At 71.3% G+C, this 15,929-nt stretch carries 19 protein-coding genes; 6 read left to right on the forward strand and 13 right to left on the reverse strand.

Annotated features, from left to right (window positions below; all coding sequences use genetic code 11):
• Nucleotides 1-109: 109 nt before the first annotated feature.
• Nucleotides 110-511, reverse strand: coding sequence for a PPOX class F420-dependent oxidoreductase (locus OG524_RS20955; RefSeq protein ID WP_405811490.1), 402 nt, complete (start codon nucleotides 509-511; stop codon nucleotides 110-112).
• A 586-nt stretch (nucleotides 512-1,097) separates the two neighbouring features.
• On the opposite strand from OG524_RS20955, the gene OG524_RS20960 reads away from it, so the two are divergent.
• On the forward strand, nucleotides 1,098-1,613 hold the full coding sequence (locus tag OG524_RS20960) for a GNAT family N-acetyltransferase (protein WP_405393135.1): 516 nt from the start codon (nucleotides 1,098-1,100) through the stop codon (nucleotides 1,611-1,613).
• A gap of 57 nt (nucleotides 1,614-1,670) precedes the next feature.
• Nucleotides 1,671-2,111, forward strand: coding sequence for a DUF4259 domain-containing protein (locus tag OG524_RS20965; protein ID WP_405389318.1), 441 nt, complete (start codon nucleotides 1,671-1,673; stop codon nucleotides 2,109-2,111).
• A 20-nt stretch (nucleotides 2,112-2,131) separates the two neighbouring features.
• Here the strand turns inward: OG524_RS20965 and OG524_RS20970 are convergent, their stop codons facing one another.
• The 8 genes from OG524_RS20970 to OG524_RS21005 form a co-directional block, all read right to left on the reverse strand.
• Nucleotides 2,132-2,746 (reverse strand): Uma2 family endonuclease, encoded by a 615-nt coding sequence (locus OG524_RS20970; RefSeq protein WP_405811491.1) that lies wholly within the window; start codon nucleotides 2,744-2,746, stop codon nucleotides 2,132-2,134.
• Between the two features lie 150 nt (nucleotides 2,747-2,896).
• Nucleotides 2,897-4,015 carry a phosphoserine transaminase gene (gene serC, locus OG524_RS20975; protein WP_405389316.1) on the reverse strand — a complete coding sequence of 373 codons (1,119 nt, stop codon included), beginning with the start codon at nucleotides 4,013-4,015 and terminating at the stop codon, nucleotides 2,897-2,899.
• A 96-nt stretch (nucleotides 4,016-4,111) separates the two neighbouring features.
• Nucleotides 4,112-5,320, reverse strand: coding sequence for a cytochrome P450 (locus OG524_RS20980; RefSeq protein ID WP_405389315.1), 1,209 nt, complete (start codon nucleotides 5,318-5,320; stop codon nucleotides 4,112-4,114).
• Nucleotides 5,317-6,552, reverse strand: coding sequence for a cytochrome P450 (locus OG524_RS20985; protein WP_405389314.1), 1,236 nt, complete (start codon nucleotides 6,550-6,552; stop codon nucleotides 5,317-5,319). Before OG524_RS20985 ends, OG524_RS20980 begins: the two co-directional genes overlap by 4 nt.
• Nucleotides 6,549-7,208, reverse strand: a complete 660-nt coding sequence (locus OG524_RS20990; protein WP_405389313.1) for a GTP-binding protein — start codon at nucleotides 7,206-7,208, stop codon at nucleotides 6,549-6,551. The genes OG524_RS20985 and OG524_RS20990 overlap by 4 nt, the downstream gene beginning before the upstream one ends.
• Nucleotides 7,189-7,560 (reverse strand): DUF742 domain-containing protein, encoded by a 372-nt coding sequence (locus tag OG524_RS20995; protein WP_405389312.1) that lies wholly within the window; start codon nucleotides 7,558-7,560, stop codon nucleotides 7,189-7,191. The genes OG524_RS20990 and OG524_RS20995 overlap by 20 nt, the downstream gene beginning before the upstream one ends.
• A complete protein-coding gene (locus OG524_RS21000; RefSeq protein WP_405389310.1) occupies nucleotides 7,557-8,006 on the reverse strand; it encodes a roadblock/LC7 domain-containing protein in 450 nt (149 codons plus the stop codon). The genes OG524_RS20995 and OG524_RS21000 overlap by 4 nt, the downstream gene beginning before the upstream one ends.
• Nucleotides 8,003-9,544 (reverse strand): sensor histidine kinase, encoded by a 1,542-nt coding sequence (locus OG524_RS21005; protein ID WP_405389309.1) that lies wholly within the window; start codon nucleotides 9,542-9,544, stop codon nucleotides 8,003-8,005. Before OG524_RS21005 ends, OG524_RS21000 begins: the two co-directional genes overlap by 4 nt.
• A 434-nt stretch (nucleotides 9,545-9,978) precedes the next feature.
• On the opposite strand from OG524_RS21005, the gene OG524_RS21010 reads away from it, so the two are divergent.
• Nucleotides 9,979-11,772, forward strand: a complete 1,794-nt coding sequence (locus tag OG524_RS21010) for an LCP family protein (protein ID WP_405389308.1) — start codon at nucleotides 9,979-9,981, stop codon at nucleotides 11,770-11,772.
• A 241-nt stretch (nucleotides 11,773-12,013) separates the two neighbouring features.
• On the opposite strand, the gene OG524_RS21015 is transcribed toward OG524_RS21010, so the two are convergent.
• Complete coding sequence (locus OG524_RS21015) at nucleotides 12,014-12,910, reverse strand: LysR family transcriptional regulator (RefSeq protein ID WP_405389306.1); 897 nt, start codon at nucleotides 12,908-12,910, stop codon at nucleotides 12,014-12,016.
• Nucleotides 12,911-13,051: 141 nt separating this feature from the next.
• On the opposite strand from OG524_RS21015, the gene OG524_RS21020 reads away from it, so the two are divergent.
• Together OG524_RS21020 and OG524_RS21025 are read left to right on the forward strand one after the other, a co-directional pair.
• The gene (locus tag OG524_RS21020; protein WP_405811492.1) at nucleotides 13,052-14,008 is read left to right on the forward strand and encodes an EamA family transporter; all 957 of its coding nucleotides are present in this window, start codon (nucleotides 13,052-13,054) and stop codon (nucleotides 14,006-14,008) included.
• Nucleotides 14,009-14,024: 16 nt separating this feature from the next.
• Nucleotides 14,025-14,192: a hypothetical protein gene (locus tag OG524_RS21025; protein ID WP_405389304.1), complete on the forward strand. Its 168-nt coding sequence runs from the start codon at nucleotides 14,025-14,027 to the stop codon at nucleotides 14,190-14,192.
• A gap of 15 nt (nucleotides 14,193-14,207) precedes the next feature.
• Here the strand turns inward: OG524_RS21025 and OG524_RS21030 are convergent, their stop codons facing one another.
• Together OG524_RS21030 and OG524_RS21035 are read right to left on the reverse strand one after the other, a co-directional pair.
• The gene (locus OG524_RS21030; protein ID WP_405389303.1) at nucleotides 14,208-14,642 is read right to left on the reverse strand and encodes a PIN domain-containing protein; all 435 of its coding nucleotides are present in this window, start codon (nucleotides 14,640-14,642) and stop codon (nucleotides 14,208-14,210) included.
• Nucleotides 14,639-14,881 carry a ribbon-helix-helix domain-containing protein gene (locus OG524_RS21035; protein WP_405389302.1) on the reverse strand — a complete coding sequence of 81 codons (243 nt, stop codon included), beginning with the start codon at nucleotides 14,879-14,881 and terminating at the stop codon, nucleotides 14,639-14,641. The genes OG524_RS21030 and OG524_RS21035 overlap by 4 nt, the downstream gene beginning before the upstream one ends.
• Nucleotides 14,882-14,952: 71 nt before the next feature.
• Between OG524_RS21035 and OG524_RS21040 the strand changes: the two genes are divergently transcribed.
• On the forward strand, nucleotides 14,953-15,336 hold the full coding sequence (locus OG524_RS21040) for a signal peptidase I (RefSeq protein WP_405811493.1): 384 nt from the start codon (nucleotides 14,953-14,955) through the stop codon (nucleotides 15,334-15,336).
• Here the strand turns inward: OG524_RS21040 and OG524_RS21045 are convergent.
• Nucleotides 15,323-15,832 carry a hypothetical protein gene (locus tag OG524_RS21045; protein ID WP_405811494.1) on the reverse strand — a complete coding sequence of 170 codons (510 nt, stop codon included), beginning with the start codon at nucleotides 15,830-15,832 and terminating at the stop codon, nucleotides 15,323-15,325. The two genes, OG524_RS21040 and OG524_RS21045, sit on opposite strands and share 14 nt — an antisense overlap.
• Between the last annotated feature and the right edge of the window lie 97 nt (nucleotides 15,833-15,929).

Consider the following 15,929-nt stretch of genomic DNA (forward strand, 5'->3'; position numbering starts at 1 on the left):
GGCGGGCACGGCTTGAGGTGACCGGGGGCGGGCGCCGCCGGGGCAACCGGCTGACCGGGGGGCGGGCGCCGCAGGGGACGACCGGAGGCGTCGCGGCACTTCGCGGGGTTCAGCCGTCGTCGGTGAAGGGGCGCAGCTCGTAGTGCAGCGTCCGGTCCCGCTTGGCCTTGTGGACCAGCGGCACGAGTACGCCGTGCAGCACCGGGTGCTTGCGCGAGAGCATCCGCGCCGCATGGGTGTTCTCCCGCGAACCGGCCTCCAGCAGCCGGGCGTGGGCGTCGATCTGCGGCCCCGTAGGTCTGCCGCCCACCGTGCACGGGCCGATCCGCACCACCGGATGGTTGCGCATCCGGTCCACCTTCCACGCCGAGGAGAACGTACGGATGTAGGCGTGGTCGCCCTCGACGGCCATGCTGACCGGGGTGTGGACCTCTGACCCGTCCTGCCGCCGGGTGCTGAGCAGGACGGCGTACTGCTTCACGAACGGCTTGAACTCGCGGATCGTGTCCATGCCTCCCATGGTCCACGGATCGGGGGCCGCGTCACTTCCGCGTGCGCTCCCGCACGAGCACTTCGAAGCCGTCGACGAGACGGCCGATGCCGAACGCGAAGTGGTCGAACGTGTCCCCCGAACGAGTCCTCGGGCAGCGCGGCCATCTCCGGGTAGGCGCCGCTCAGCATGGCCCGCTCCAGGTAGGGGCGCTGGTTCTCCCGGAACGCGGCGTCGCTGAGGCCCGTCTGCTGGGCGGCCTCCCTGGCGTGGCTCTCCGTCCGGACGAAGCCCTCGACATAGCCGCAGGCGGGCCATCGCCGACGACAGCCCGGACGGGCTGAAGGACCGGGTCGGCGGGGACCGCATCGAGGCCGTCGCCGCCGAGGCGGCCGACCTCCCGGTCGCCGCGTGGAACCCGGTGTCCTCGACGGTGACCGCGGCCCGGCAGCTGTTCGGCAACCCGGGGGCGAGCTGCGGCATCTGGGCCGAGGAACACGCACTGCTGATGGCGCTGGTGATCACGCTGGTGTTCCTTCCGTCGGCGGTACGCAGGTTCCAGCGCTCAGCCGCTGACCGGCGGGCGAGAGGCCTTAGGGTCGGGCCCATGCCGGACAACGGGCCCGAACCCTTCTCCACCAGCCGCCTCGACGCGCTCCCGCTCGATCCGGCGTACGCGGACGAGATGGCCACCGTCCTCGCGGACCCCGCCCTGCACAGGTACACGGGAGGCGCCCCGGAGGACGCGGACACCCTGCGCGGCCGCTACGCCCGCCAGAGCGCCGGCTCGCCCGACCCCGCCGAGCTCTGGTGGAACTGGGTGCTCCGGGTGCGTACCGACGGTCGCCTGGCCGGCTACGTCCAGGCGACCGTGCGCGGTTCGCGGGCCGAGGTGGCCTGGGTGATCGGGGCCGAGCGGCAGGGGCGGGGCTACGCGCAGGAGGCGGCGACCGCTCTGGTCCGGCACCTGCTGGACGGCGGGACGGTCCGCACGGTGATCGCCCACATCCACCCGGACCACACCGCGTCCGCCACGGTGGCCGCGGCAGCGGGACTGGCACCCACCGAGGAGTGGGAGGACGGCGAGGTGCGGTGGCGCCTGGACGCGGCCGGCCTGCGCTGAGGCCGACTGTCAGTGGTGGGCGGCAGGATGGTGACACCGACCGAGGAGGGGGCTCCGATGGGGACCTGGGGCATGGGCCATTTCGACAGCGACACCGCCGCGGACTTCGCGGGGAATCTCGACGACGCTCCGGCCGACAAGCGCGAGAGCGTGATCAGGGAGGCGCTGACGATCGTCGTCCGGACGGGCCCGAAGGAATACCTCGACGCCGACGACGCCGTCGTGGCGGTGGCCGCGTCGGCACTGCTCGCGGCCCAACGGCCGGGCGGCGCACCGGTGGACACCGCGTACGGACCGGACGAACCCCTGCCCCGGTTCGCCCCGGACCTGGGCCCGCTGGCGGCACTGGCCCTGGACCGGGTCGTCGCCGCGGAGTCCGAGCTGCTGGAGCTGTGGGCGGACGTGGGTGAGGACCAGCAGTGGCGTGCGGGGGTGCTCGCCCTCCGCGAGATCCTGGCCGGGGAAGCGGCGCGAGCGGGGGCTCAGGACGCCGGCTGAGTGAACCGGCACCGAAGGCCTTACGCGCGGGGTCGTCCGGCCTTCACCAGTTCCGCCACGTCGAGCGTCACCTTGGCTCCGATGGAGTCGGGGAGCTCGGCTGTCTGGCCGGGGGCGTAGACCTCGTGGCTGTTGTACTCGCCACCGACCGGCTCGGTCAGGACGTGTACCCGGCTGTGCTTGCGGTCGACGATCACATAGACCGGGACATTGGCTTCGGCGTACGCGGCGACCTTGTTGCGCAGGTCGTTCTTGTAGTTGCTGGAGGTCACCTCCAGCACGAGGCGGAACGCCGCCGGGTCGTAGCAGTTGTTCTCGACCAGGTGCTCGTCGAGATCGGCATCGACGACGGCCAGGTCGGGAATGGCGTAGTCCTCGGGCCCGCCGGGCAGCCACAGACCGATTCCCTGAAGGACCTCGGTCTCCTCGTCGTGGAGGCCGGCAGCCAGGAAGGGGATCATGAGCTGGGTCAGAGCGCGGGCGTGCGGGCCGTCCGGGGGTGGGGCCACGGTGATGACGCCTCCGACGATCTCGACGCGGTAACCCGGGGGGAGCTGCTCCGAGAGCCGGTTGGCACTCTCGAGCAGCGATTCCGGCTCATCGTCACAGGGGTGCTCGACTGCTGCTGCAGACATTGCGGGCCTCCTGGGATGGCTGGTGTCGAGAACATCATCGTAGGACGGCACGCCCGAATTCGTCCCGCAGGCGGTCCGCCACCCGGCCGAGTGAAGCAGAAACGGCCCTGCACTCATCACGTGTGCAGGGCCGTCTCGTACGCGTAACCGCTACAGCTTCTCGATCACGTAGTCGATGCAGGCCGTCAGCGCCTGGACGTCCGCCGGGTCGATCGCCGGGAACATCGCCACGCGCAGCTGGTTGCGGCCGAGCTTGCGGTAGGGCTCCGTGTCGACGATGCCGTTGGCGCGGAGCACCTTCGCGACCGCCGCCGCGTCGATGCCGTCCTCGAAGTCGATCGTGCCGATGACCTGCGAGCGCTTCGCCGGGTCGGTGACGAACGGCGTCGCGTACTTGGACTCCTCGGCCCAGCCGTACAGGTTCTGCGACGAGGCGGCCGTGCGGCCGGTGGTGAAGTCCAGGCCGCCCTGGGTGTTCATCCACTTCAGCTGCTCGTTCAGCAGGAAGAGCGTGGCGAGCGCCGGGGTGTTGTACGTCTGGTTCTTCAGGGAGTTGTCGATCGCCGTGGGCAGCGAGAAGAACTCCGGGACGTGCCGGCCGGAGGCGTGGACACGCGCGGCGCGTTCCAGGGCCGCCGGGGAGAAGACGCCGATCCACAGGCCGCCGTCGGAGGCGAAGGACTTCTGCGGGGCGAAGTAGTAGACGTCCGTCTCGGTGATGTCGACCGGCAGGCCGCCCGCACCGGAGGTGGCGTCCACCAGAACGAGTGAACCCTCGTCGGCACCGGCGACCCGCTTGACCGGGGCGGCGACACCGGTGGAGGTCTCGTTGTGGGTGAAGGCGTAGACGTCGACGCCCGCCTCGGCCTTCGGGTCCGGGTGGGTGCCCGGGTCGGAGGCGATGACGGTCGGGTCGGCCAGCCACGGGGCGAGCTTGGCGGCCTTCGCGAACTTGGACGAGAACTCGCCGAAGTTCAGGTGCTGGGACTTGTTCTCGATGAGACCGTGCGTCGCGACGTCCCAGAAGGCGGTGGACCCGCCGTTGCCCAGGACGACCTCGTAGCCCTCGGGGAGGGAGAAGAGGCTGCGCACACCGTCACGTACCTCGCCGACCAGGTTCTTGACCGGGGCCTGGCGATGGGACGTACCGAGAAGAGAGGTGCCCGTGGCGGCCAGCGCGTCGAGCGCCTCCGTCCGCACCTTGGAGGGTCCGGCGCCGAAACGTCCGTCGGCGGGCTTGATGTCAGCGGGAATCTGGATATCGGCCACGAGCCGGAGCGTAGTCCCTCCGTGACACGGTCGAGGACCGTGTCCGTCGGATGAGACGAGCACCAACCGGCCCGTGGACGGTGTGCGGCGGGGCCGTCAGCCCAGGTCGACCGGGAGCTCGTACAGGTCGTTCTGGGTCACGATCGGCTTGTTGCGCAGCTCGGAGGCCGGTACCGCGAGGTCCAGCCCGGGGAAGCGCTCGTATAGCGCGGGAAGGGCCACACCGGCCTCCATCCGGGACAGCGCGGCACCGGGGCAGACGTGCGGGCCGTGGCCGAACGCGATGTGGCGGTTCGGGGAGCGGGTGACGTCGAAGTCCTCCGCGGTCGGCCCGTACTGCCGCTCGTCGCGGCCGAGCGCGCCGAAGGAGACGATCAGCGCCTCACCCTTGGGCAGGATCCGGTCGCCGACCTCGATGTCCTCGGTCGCGAACCGGATGAGGACGTGCGAGGTGGGCGTGTTCCAGCGCAGGGTCTCCTCGATCACGTTCTCCCACGGCACCTCCCCGTTCAGCACGCGCTCGCGCTGCTCGGGGTGCGTCTGGAGCGCCTCCACGACGTTGACGATCAGGCTGATCGTGGTCTCGTGACCGGCCGCGATGATCAGCTGCAGCGTGTTGACGATCTCCTCGTTGGTGAGGTGGTCGCCGTCCTCGGAGGCCACGATCAGCGCGCTCGTCAGGTCGTCGCCCGGGTTCGCCCGTTTGCCGTCCACGATCTTCGTGAAGAGGGTGCCGAGGTCCGCCATCATCTGCGGCACCTCCTCGGGCGGGGTCTGCGTCGAGAAGAACTTCTCGAAGAGCTCCTTCAGCCGCGGGTGGTCGGCCGCGTCCACGCCCATCAGCTCGCTGATGACGTTCATGGGCAGCGGGTAGGCGAATTCGGCCTTCAGGTCGACGCGCTCGCCCTTGGGCAGCGCGGCCAGCCGGTCCAGGCTCGCGTTCGTCAGCGCCTCGATGCCCGCCCGCAGCCGCTCCACCCGCTTCACGGTCAGCGCCTGCGCGACCAGGGTGCGCAGCCTGCGGTGCTCCGTGCCGTCCACGGTCAGCATGGAGCGGCCCGGGTTGGCCAGTCCGATCAGCGGCCAGTCCATGGGGATCTCGCCGCGCTGCCAGGCGGTCCACACGTCGATGTCCTTGACCACACGGCTGTCGGTGAGCAGCTCACGCGCCTCGGCGTGACGCGTGACCGCGTAGCAGTGCACCCCGCCGGGGAGCTCCACCTCGGCCAGCGGACCGGCGGCGCGCAGCGCGGCGCTCTCGCCGTCGAGGTCGGCGACGAAGGGATCGAGGACGATCCGGGTCATTTCTGGCCTCCAAGTGCGGGGGTCGGGGTGAAGTGCACCGGCAGGTCCGTCAGCCCGCGCAGCCACGGCGACGGGCGCCGGGTCAACTGCCCCTCGGGCACGTCGAGGTCGATGTCCGGGAGCCGGTCCAGGAGCACCTCGATCCCCGTACGGGCGATGACCTCGGCGGTCTCCTGGGCGGTGAACGGGCAGCGGTGCTCGCCGTGGCCGAAGGAGAGGAAGGCGTTGTTGCCACCGGTGAGCGTGGAGCCGTCGGTGCGTACCTGCGGGTCGCCGTTGGCGGCGGCGATGCCGAGGAGCAGCATGTCGCCGGCACGGATGTGGCGTCCGCCGAGGTGGGTGTCGCGGGAGGCCCAGCGGCCGGCCACGTTCTGGGTGGGTGAGTCCTCCCAGAGGACCTCGTTCATCGCCTCGGCGACGCTGTGCCGGCCACCGGAGAGCGAGGCGGCGAAGCGGTCGTCGGTCAGCATCAGCCGCAGCGAGTTGCCGATCCAGTCGGCGGTCGGCTGGTGTCCCGCGGCCATCATGACCATGAGGTCCTGGGCGACCTCCTCGTCGGTGAAGCCGCCCGGGTCGTCCAGCATCCTGGTGGCGACGTCGTCGCCGGGCTCGGCGTGCTTGTCGGCGAGGAGCTGGAACATGGCCCCGCCGAGGTGCTGCTGGCCGGCCAGGGCCCGCTCGGTGCCGTTGATCATGTCGTTGAGCGCACCCACGAGCGGCCCCCCGACCTCGTCGCTGAACCCGTAGAGCTTCGCCAGGACCCGGGCGGGGAGCAGCATCGCGTAGTCGGCGATGATGTCGGTCCGCCCGGTCGCGCAGAACGAGTCGATGAGGCTGTCGGCGAACTCCTCGGCGTACCTCTTCAGCGAGAACGGGTCGACGGCCTCCAGGGCGTTGCTGATCATGCCCGCGCGGACGGTGTGCCGCTCACCGACCGTGTAGAGGATCGACGGCTGCCTGCGGCCGATCATCGGCAGCAGCGGCCAGTCGTCGGGGATGTTGTCCCACTGGTTCCACAGCTCCGAGTCCCGGCTGAAGAGCACCGGGTCGTTGGTGACCTGGTGCAGTTCGCGGTAGCCGACGATCAGCCAGGCGGGTATGTCCCCGTCGAGCACGACCGGGGCCACGGCGCCGTGGTCACGGCGCATGTCCCGGTACAGCTGCACGGGGTCGGACTGGAACCGTGGCCCGGACAGGGGTACGGAACCGTGGGGTACGGGGCACCGGGTCACAGGGTCGGCTCCGGGGTCTTTGCGGCCGCCGGGGCAGGGCTTCCTGCCAGGGCCGCGTCCGCGGCCTTCGCGCGGGCGACGGAGAGTGCGTGGAGGTGTTCGACGAGCGTGATCAGGACGTACTTGCTGGAGGACCGGTCCCGGGCGTCGCACTCGACGAGCGGGACGTCGGGGGAGAGGTCCAGCGCCTCGCGGATCTGCTGCTCGGAGTGGAGCGGTCCGCCGAAGTCGTTGCACGCGACGATGAACGGGGTGCCGTGGTGCTCCAGCCGGTCGATCGCGTACCAGGAGTCGGCCAGACGCCGGGTGTCGACGAGGACGACGGCACCCAGGGTTCCGGAGAAGAGGCGGTCCCACAGGAACCAGAAACGTTCCTGTCCGGGGGCGCCGAAGAGGTAGAGGACCGAGTGCGCGTCGAGGGTGATCCGGCCGAAGTCGAAGGCGACCGTGGTGGACGTCTTCGACTGCACACCGTGGAGGTGGTCGACGGCCTCGCCCGCGCGGGTCATGGTCTCTTCGGTGTTGAGCGGACGGATCTCGCTCACGGAACGGACCATGGTGGTCTTGCCGACACCGAAGCCGCCGACGACGACGATCTTCAGTCCGTTGTCGGCTGTCGCCTGAAGGGCGGCACGGTCAGAGGTTGCGGAGTCCAACGAGTACCTGTTCCAAGGTGTCGGTGTCGGGGAGCCGGTCCGCGACACGTGCAGTACGGGGGTGGCGGGCGCTGATCCGGCCGGTGTCGAGCAGATCGCAGAGCATGATGCGGACGATGCTGACGGGCAGGTTCAGGGTTGCCGAGATCTCGACCACCGCGGTGGGCCGTTGGCACATCCGCAGGATCGCGACGTGCTCCGACTGCATCCCGGGGTTCGGATCGCATTCGGCGACGACGAGCGTCACCAGGTCGAACGCGGCCGAGTCGGACCGGCTGCGGCCACCTGTGAGGGTGTACAGCCGGTCCGGATCGTCGTCGCGTCCGGGGCGGGGGCGCGGCATCGATGTCATACGTCCGCGGTTTCCGCGGCGAGGGCCGCTGCGTCGTCCGCCGCGGCGGGACTCCGGGGCGGGGCCACGAGATATTCGCCGAGCTGCTCGACGAGCTCGCTCATGTTGTGGCCGACGAGACCGACGTCGGAGTCCTCCGCCGCCACGACCGCGAGGTGGGCGCCCGCGCCGGCCTCGACGATGAACAGCACGCCGCCGTAGAACTCGGCCATCGCGGACCGTACGCCACCGGTGCCGTCACCGAACTCGATGGAAGCGCCATGCGACAGGCTCTGGATCCCGGCCGAGATCGCGGCCAGCTGATCGGCCTGGTCGACGGAGAGCTCGGGGGTACGGCACAGCTTCAGGCCGTCCCGGGACAGGACCAGGGCGTGCCGGGCGCCGGGCGTGCGGTCCAGGAGCCCCTCCAGCAGCCAGTTGAGCTTCTCGTCGGTGGTCGCGGTCATCGGGTGTTGCCTTCCGGGTGCGGGGAGTTGGCTCGTACCGCCTGGCTGAAGGTGCTGAAGCGCGCGGCCTGGACCTTCGGGTCGGTGGCACGGGGCCGGGGGGAGTCGGCGCCGCCGGGTGTGGCATTGCCGGTACGGGATTCGGCGGCTGCCAGGGTGCGGCCGCGGCGGCGCTTGGGCAGACCGCTGTCACCGAACTGGGGCACGGCACCGGTGGATTCGGACGCGGACTCCGGGGCGGGCGCGGACGCGGATTCCGGGGCGGGCGTGGATTCCGGCGGGGAGTCCTGCGCGGTCACGGTCACGGAGTCCGGCGCGGACCCGGTCGCGGATCCGGCGGAGCCCGGTGCGGCGGCCGACGTGTGGTCCGGCTCCGGCTCGGGGCGGACGGCCGGGGCTGCCGGTAGGGGGACGGGGGCACGGGAGATGAGTTCCTGCGGCAGCATCATCAGCGCGCCCGTACCGCCGCGCGCCGACGGCCGGAAGGAGACGGTCAGACCGTGCTTGCGGGCCAGCCGGCCGACGACCGCGAGGCCGAGGCGGGTGCCGGAGAGACCCGTGAGGTCCTGGTTCCCGGCGGACACGGCACGCTCCGCGCGGCGCAGCTGCACATCGCTCATCACCAGGCCGCTGTCCTCGACGGTGACGACGATGCCGGCCGGGACCTCCTCGACGTACACATGTACTTCGGCGGTGGGCGGCGAGAAGTTGGCGGCGTTGTCGAGGAGCTCCGCGAGCGCGTGCATGACGCCCTCGGCGGCGTGACCGGCGATCGCCACGTCACTGGTGGAGTGCAGGCGGATGCGCTGGTAGCTGCCGATCCGGCCCATCGCGCCGCGCAGGATCGACTCCATGACGATCGGCTTCGCCCAGCGCCGCCCGGAGCGGGCGCCGGTCAGCACGGCGATGGAGTCGGCGAGGCGGCCCGCCTGGGCGGTGCGGTGGTCCAGGTGCAGCAGGTCCCCGAGCACGTCCTCGGCGGTGTGCCGGTGTTCCATCTCGCGCAGGTCGGCCAGCATGCTCGTGGACAGGGCCTGCATGCGGCCCGCGGCGTTGGCGCAGGCGGCGACGGCCGCGGCGCGCTCGGTCTCACTGCGCCGGGCACGGGCGGTGAGCCGTGCGACCTCGGCGGTGAGACGGTCGCCGCGCTCGGCTGCCTCCTCGGTGGCGCGGGCGACCAGGCCGTTGGCCTCGGCGGTGACCCGGGCGGTCTCGGCGGCGGCGGCAGCCCTGATCCGGGCCGTCTCCGCGGTGAAGCGCTGTGCCTCGGCGGCGGAGGACGAGACGAGCCGGGAGGTCTCGGCGGTGAAGCGTTCGGAGTCGGTGGCCCGCAGCGCGCGAAGGTTGCGTGCCGTCGCGAGCGTGTGGACGGTGACGGTCACCGCGACGCACAGCAGTACGGCGGCGGCGCTCGCTCCCCAGAACAACGGGGTCCGTACCGAGGTGGGAGCGGCGGCGACCGCCCACAGGCACAGGGAACCGGTGACGGCTGCCGAGATCAGCAGGGCGAGCGCGGTTGGCCGGAGTGAAGGGCGCAATCGGAGTCCTCGGGGCGGACGGTTCAGGGGGAAGGGACAATCAGGACACTCTGTGCGGCTGTGGCGAAAGAACCACAACTGGAGCTGATTGTTCCTGATTAAGTGATGGCAACTATAGGAGAATTGACGAGTTGTTTGGGGATTCCTTGTGGCCACTTCTGTTTGAAATTTGGCCGAAAAGCGACCCTTGCTGGTCGTTGCGAGTCCTGTTCCGGGGGTGGGCCGGTGGGGTGGGTGGGGAATAGGTGGCATATGTTGCGCTATGTCCCCTGTAGGGGGCTTGATTTGCCACGATCGTCGCTCAGGAGCGGGTGGCCAGCTAGTGTGAGCGCTCCGGTGCAGCCGACCCCCCAGGTCGCGCACTGCCGTATGACACACCGCGCGCCTTGAAGGGGGAGGCGCCGCGTGGGCCCCGACGGAGGACGCAGGCAACCGTGGACGCGCAAGGCCGTGGGCGGGACGAGGGAATCGACCCCGCAGACCAGTGGGTACTCAACCCGGACACCGGTGATTACGAACTGCGACTGACCCCCTCCACAGGGCGATCGGCCGCACCGTCCTCCCCGGGAGGCGCTGCGGCCACGCCGTCGCCGCGCCGCCGCTCGAAGCCCTCGCCACCGCCTCCGGGCGAGCGGGCCTCCGTACCGGGACAGCGCGACGGGCGCAGAGGCGCCGACGCGCGTGACGACGACGATCCGCAGCCGGAGCGGAAGCCGGGCGGGCGGGCCGCGAACCGGTCCGGCGGCCGGGGTGCCGCGGCGTCCACGGGGCGCCGCAGGACGAAGCAGAAGAAGTCCGGCAAGAAGAAGGCCCTGGTGTGGACCGGTGGCGTACTGGCGTTCCTGCTGGTGGGCGTCGGGACCACGGGCTACTTCGTGTACGAGCACTTCAACGGCAACATCACGTCCGTCTCCAGCGACGGGGCCGGGACCGGCGGCTTCAGCAAGGACCGTCCCATCAACATCCTGGTCATCGGGACCGACAAGCGGACCGGTGCGGGGAACGAGGGCTACGGGGACAAGGAGAGTGTCGGCCATGCCGACACCACGATCCTCTTCCATGTCTCCAAGGACCGTACGAACGCCACCGCGCTGAGCATCCCGCGTGACCTGATAGCGAACATCCCGGACTGCCCGACGACGCAGAGCGACGGCTCGACGAAGGACATCCCGGGAACCGAGGGCGCTCGCTTCAACACGAGCCTCGGGCAGTCGGACCGGACGCCCAGCTGCACGATGCGCGCCGTCACGGAGCTGACAGGCATGAAGGCCGACCACTTCATGGTGGCCGACTTCAACGCGGTCAAGACCCTGACCGCCGCCGTCGACGGTGTGGAGATCTGCCTCGACAAGGACATCAACGACACGAAGTCCCACCTGAACCTCAAGAAGGGCGAGCACACCCTCCAGGGCGAGGAGGCGCTGTCCTTCCTGCGTACCAGGTACTCCGTCGGCTTCGGCAGCGACCTGAGCCGGATCGAGCTCCAGCAGCAGTTCCTGGGCTCGCTCATGCGCAAGCTGAAGTCCAACGACACCCTGACCAGCCCCACCAAGATGTGGAACCTCGCGGAGGCGGCGACCAAGGCGCTCACCGTCGACGACAAGATCGCCGACATAAACGAGCTGCGCAAGCTGGGCATGGAGCTGGCCTCGGTCGATCCGAAGAACATCACCTTCGCCACGGTGCCGGTGCTGGACAACCCGAACGACAAGGCCACCGTCATCCTCGACGAGTCCAGGGCCCCTCAGGTGTTCTCGATGATGCGCGAGGACGTCTCCTTCACCGCGGTGGAGAAGCAGGAGAAGGCCGCGGCGAAGGCCGAGGCCGCCGCCAAGCTCAAGGGCGAGATGGCCGCCCCGGCGGACGTGCGGGTCGACGTCTACAACGGCGGCGCCCCGGCGGGGTCCGCGCAGAACGCCCTGGACTGGCTGCAGAACGAGGAGGGCGTGCTGAAGTCCACCAACAAGGCCAACGCCCCCCAGGACGTCAGGAGGACCCAGCTCGTCTACGCCCCCAACCAGGCGGACCAGGCGCGCCGGCTGGCCGACCTGATGGGCCTGTCGGCCTCGGTGATGAAGCCGACGAAGACGGACGCGGGCGAGATGGACCCGATGGTGCTGACCCTGGGCCCCGACTTCACGGAGGCGGGCACCCCGCTGTCGGCCCCGGACAAGGCCCCGGCCGACATACAGCAGGTCCAGGCGGACAAGGCGGTCTGCGCGAAGTAGGCCGCCCCCGCGGATCCGCCGGCTCCGTCGGCGCAGGCCCGCCGGACCACGGAAGCCCCCGGCCCCCTCGTGGGGGTTCGGGGGCTTCGGGCCGTGAGGGGCGGGTCCCTGACTGCCACGGGCGGCTCACTTCCAGCGGGCGCCTCACCCCCCCCATTACCTACTTGGTAGCCCCGCAACGGGGCGCCCGGCCTCCAGTGGGCGCCTCACCTCCAGTGGGCGCCTCACCCCCGCGGGCGCCTCACCTCCCGCGCTCGACGATCTCCCGTGCGAGCGCGAAGAGCCGCGGAAGCGCGGGGTGGCCGGGGCCGTCCCGGCGGGCCAGCAGGACGGGCAGCGGCGGGGCGTCGTCGAGGGGCCGGTACGCGACCCCGGCGTGCGGATGCATGTCGGCCGTGGACGCGCCGGACACCCCCGCCCCGCGCCCCGCGGCGATGGCGGTGAGCCAGTCGTCGGTGTTGGCGACGGTGAGCGTGGCGACGGGCCGGGCGTCCCGGGGCCACAGGTCGAGCGTGGTGGTGCCGGAGACGGTGTTCAGGACGACGGCGTCCCCGGCCAGGTCCGCCAGTGTCAGCGACCCGTGGGCCGCGAGCGGCCCGTCGGCGGCGACGGCCGCCACCCGGGCCTCGGCGAACAGCACCTCGGTGACGAGCCCCGGCGCGTCCACCGGCCCGCGCAGGAGGGCCGCGTCGACCTCGCCCCGCGTCAGCCCCGCCGTACGGTCGTCGATCCGCCGCAGTTCGAGCGGGGTCGCCGGGTCGCGCTCCTGCCAGGTCCGCAGCAACGGCGTGGTGTACGGGCCGAACGCCGACCAGGCGTGCCCGAGCCGCAACGGCCGGTGACGCGGCCGCCCGGGGCCGACGGCCTCGTCGAAGGCGCCGACCGCGACGGCGGCCTTGTCCCGGAAGAGGACGCCCTCGGCGGTGAGGGCGAGATGGTGCGTGGACCTGTCGACCAGCCGGACGCCCAGATGCCTCTCCAGGGCGGCCAGCGTCCGCGAGACGACGGGCTGGGTGAGCCGGAGCCTGCCGGCTGCCCGCGTGACGTTGCCCTCGTCGGCGATCGCGAGGAACGCCCGCAGATGGCGCACCTCGATACCGCGTCCGCCGCCCTTGCCGCCGCCCTGTCCTGTGCTCATGCGTGGGGAGCATAACGTGAGCGCAATCGGCATTTCACGCGAGGTGCGCGTGTCTCTACGGTGAGGAGGGGAAGGGTGCGGCAGTGGTGCCGTATTGTGAACCCTTCAGTGCACTCCAGTGAACTTTTTGAAAGGTGTCAGGTGAACGACCCGCGCAGCACCGCAGAGCCGGCCGCAGCCGTCGCCGTACCGGAGGCGGTGTCCGCGCTCGACGAGCCCGGTCATGGCCGCCCCGGCGCCCGCAGGGCGGCGCTCGGGCCGGTCGCGCTGGTGGTCGCGGGCGGGCTCTCCGTGCAGTTCGGCGCGGCGGTCGCGGTCCTGCTGATGCCGAGGACGGGTGTGCTCGGCGTGGTCACCCTGCGCCTCGCCGCCGCCGCGCTCGTCCTGCTGGTCGTCTGCCGCCCGAAGCTGCGCGGTCACTCGCGCGCGGACTGGGGCACGGTGGTGGCGTTCGGCGTCGTGATGGGCGCCATGAACACGCTCTTCTACCAGGCCGCCGACCGCATCCCGCTGGGCGCCGCCGTCACCCTGGAGGTGCTCGGCCCGCTGGTCCTCTCCGTGGTCGCCTCCCGCCGTCTGGCCAACCTCGTCTGGGCGGGCCTGGCGCTCGGCGGCGTCGTCCTGCTCAGCGGCGGGGGCTTCGACCGGCTGGACCCGGTCGGAGCGGCGTACGCGCTGGGGGCGGGCGCCATGTGGGCGGCGTACATCGTCTTCAGCGCACGCACCGGCCGCCGCTTCCCGCAGGCCGACGGCCTGGCGCTGGCGATGGCGGTGGCGGCGGTCCTCTCACTGCCCCTCGGCATCATGGAGGCCGGGTCGAAACTCCTGGTCCCGTCCACGCTGGCACTGGGCGCGGCGGTGGCCGTGCTGAGCTCGGTCCTCCCGTACACCCTGGAGCTCATGGCCCTGCGCAGGCTGCCCGCCCCCACCTTCGCGATCCTGATGAGTCTGGAACCCGCCATCGCCGCCGCGGCCGGCTTCCTCGTCCTCGACCAGGCACTCTCCACGACCGACGCCCTGGCCATCGCGCTGGTCATCGGCGCGAGCATGGGCGCGGTGCGCGCCGCCTCGCGGAGAGGGACGATGGAAGGGAGCTGAGGAAGGAGGCCCGCCCATGGGATCCACGAAGGGAACCGATGAGTACGACGGGCTGTACGCGCACACCCCCTCGCAGGCCGAGGGTGAACGCGACGAACCCGCCGAACGCGGCCGGGCCTCCGAGACCCACCCGGACGTCCCCCGGACCGAACCCTCCCAGGCGGAGGGCGGCCGCGCGGAATAGGCCCGGGGCCGGCCCTCAGCCGTCGGCGGGCAGGATGCGGAACGAGGTGAAGCCGGGGGTCAGGGGCGTGATGGCCCGGAAGTCCCGCTGGTCGAGGGTGAAGATGCGGTCGGTCCTGTACCGGTCCGCGAGGACGACACCCACCGCGTCCGCGAGGTCCAGCCTCAGCCCCTCGTACTTCCGGCGGACCTGATGGGCCGCACCGAGGTCTGCGGATTTCAGCTCGGCCAGCCTGTACTGGCCGTCCGCCATGCGTGAGTTCAGAGCCTCCATCACCTGCATCGCCGCCGGGAAGCCGAGATCCCGGTGCACCAGGTGATCGAGTTCGGTGACGACGAGGGGCGATACGGCGAGCCGCTCACGCTCCAGGATCCTCGCCGCCTCGTGGTGCTCCGGCTGCGCCGCGTCGAAGGCGGCGTACAGGGCGGACGTGTCGGCAACGATGATCAACGGCGTGCCGCTCGTTCCTTGATGTGCTCGTAGACGGAGTCGTCCATCGCTTCGGGGCTGAGCGGGCGCCCGCTGTCGAAGACCGGAAGCTTCCGGGTCCCCTTGGGCCGCTCCGCGCTCTCCAGGAGCATCGCGATGCCCCGCCGGATCAGCTCGGCCTTGCTGACCCCGGTGGCCGACGACTCGGCGTCCAGCCGCACTTCCAGGTCTTCCGGGAGGTACACCGTCGTCTTTATCATGCCTCCAAATTACCACCTGCCATACGTAGGGCACCTGGGCGCGGATCCCCGTTCCGCTACCGTCCACGGCCATGAACGACAGCGTGTACGTAGGCGATGCGGGGAGCGACGCGGCTCTCGACGCGGGATGGCTGCTCGGCCACTTCAGGAACCCCACCGACCCGCGCCACAGCGAGGATCCGGAGATCAAGTGGGGTGTTCACCCGCGCGGCGACGAGCGGGCCCGGTGGGTGACCGGTGAGGAGCGGACGGCTCTGCTGGTCCTCATCGGCGGCCGGTTCCGCGTGGAGCTCCCCGGGCGGAGCGTGCTGCCGGCCCGGCAGGGTGACTACGTCGTGTGGGGCCGGGGCGTCGACCACTCCTGGCGTGCGGAGGAGGAGTCCGTGGTCCTGACCGTCCGGTGGCCGTCCGTCCCCGGCTACCGGACGGCCCCCGCAGGCCCTACGTGGGATTGACCGTGTCGAAGTACAGGCTGTCCGTCGACGGGTCGAGGAAGAACCGGCCGCCCGAGAGCCCTTCGGCGGCGGGTGCCAGCAGGTGGCGGTCGTAGGCCGTGCTGCTCATCCAGCGCGGCTTCCCGGGCAGGAACTCGGCCAGCACGTCCGGTACGTCGTCCGGGCTCGCGGGAGCGAAGGCGTACGAGGGCGTCGCCACGACCGACGCGACCGTCCCGGCGGGCAGCCGGGCCACGCCCACCACGCGGTAGCGCGCGTCCGGATTCGGCAGCAGCTCCCGGCTCCGCTCCGCCTCGTCCCGGTCGTACGCCAGCCAGTGCGGGTCCGACAGCCGGCCCGCCTCCCCGAACCGCTTCCGCAGCGGTGCGACATCCGTGCGTACGCGCTCGGCGTCCCGCTGTGCCGGGGTCGGCCCGCTACAGGCGTACACGCCGCCGCCCACGGCCACGGCGGCACCCGCCCCGATCCCCAGCGTGAGCCACGCCCTCCGGCTCATTCCGCCCGTTCTGCGCCCCATGTGCACCGGCCCCCCGTCGTCACCCCGCTCCATGGGCGGAGCGTGTGTGGCGTGAGCGTAACGAGGCCCGGCCCGT

Origin of the sequence: Streptomyces sp. NBC_01520 (assembly GCF_045040375.1) — a bacterium.
Lineage (GTDB): Bacteria > Actinomycetota > Actinomycetes > Streptomycetales > Streptomycetaceae > Streptomyces.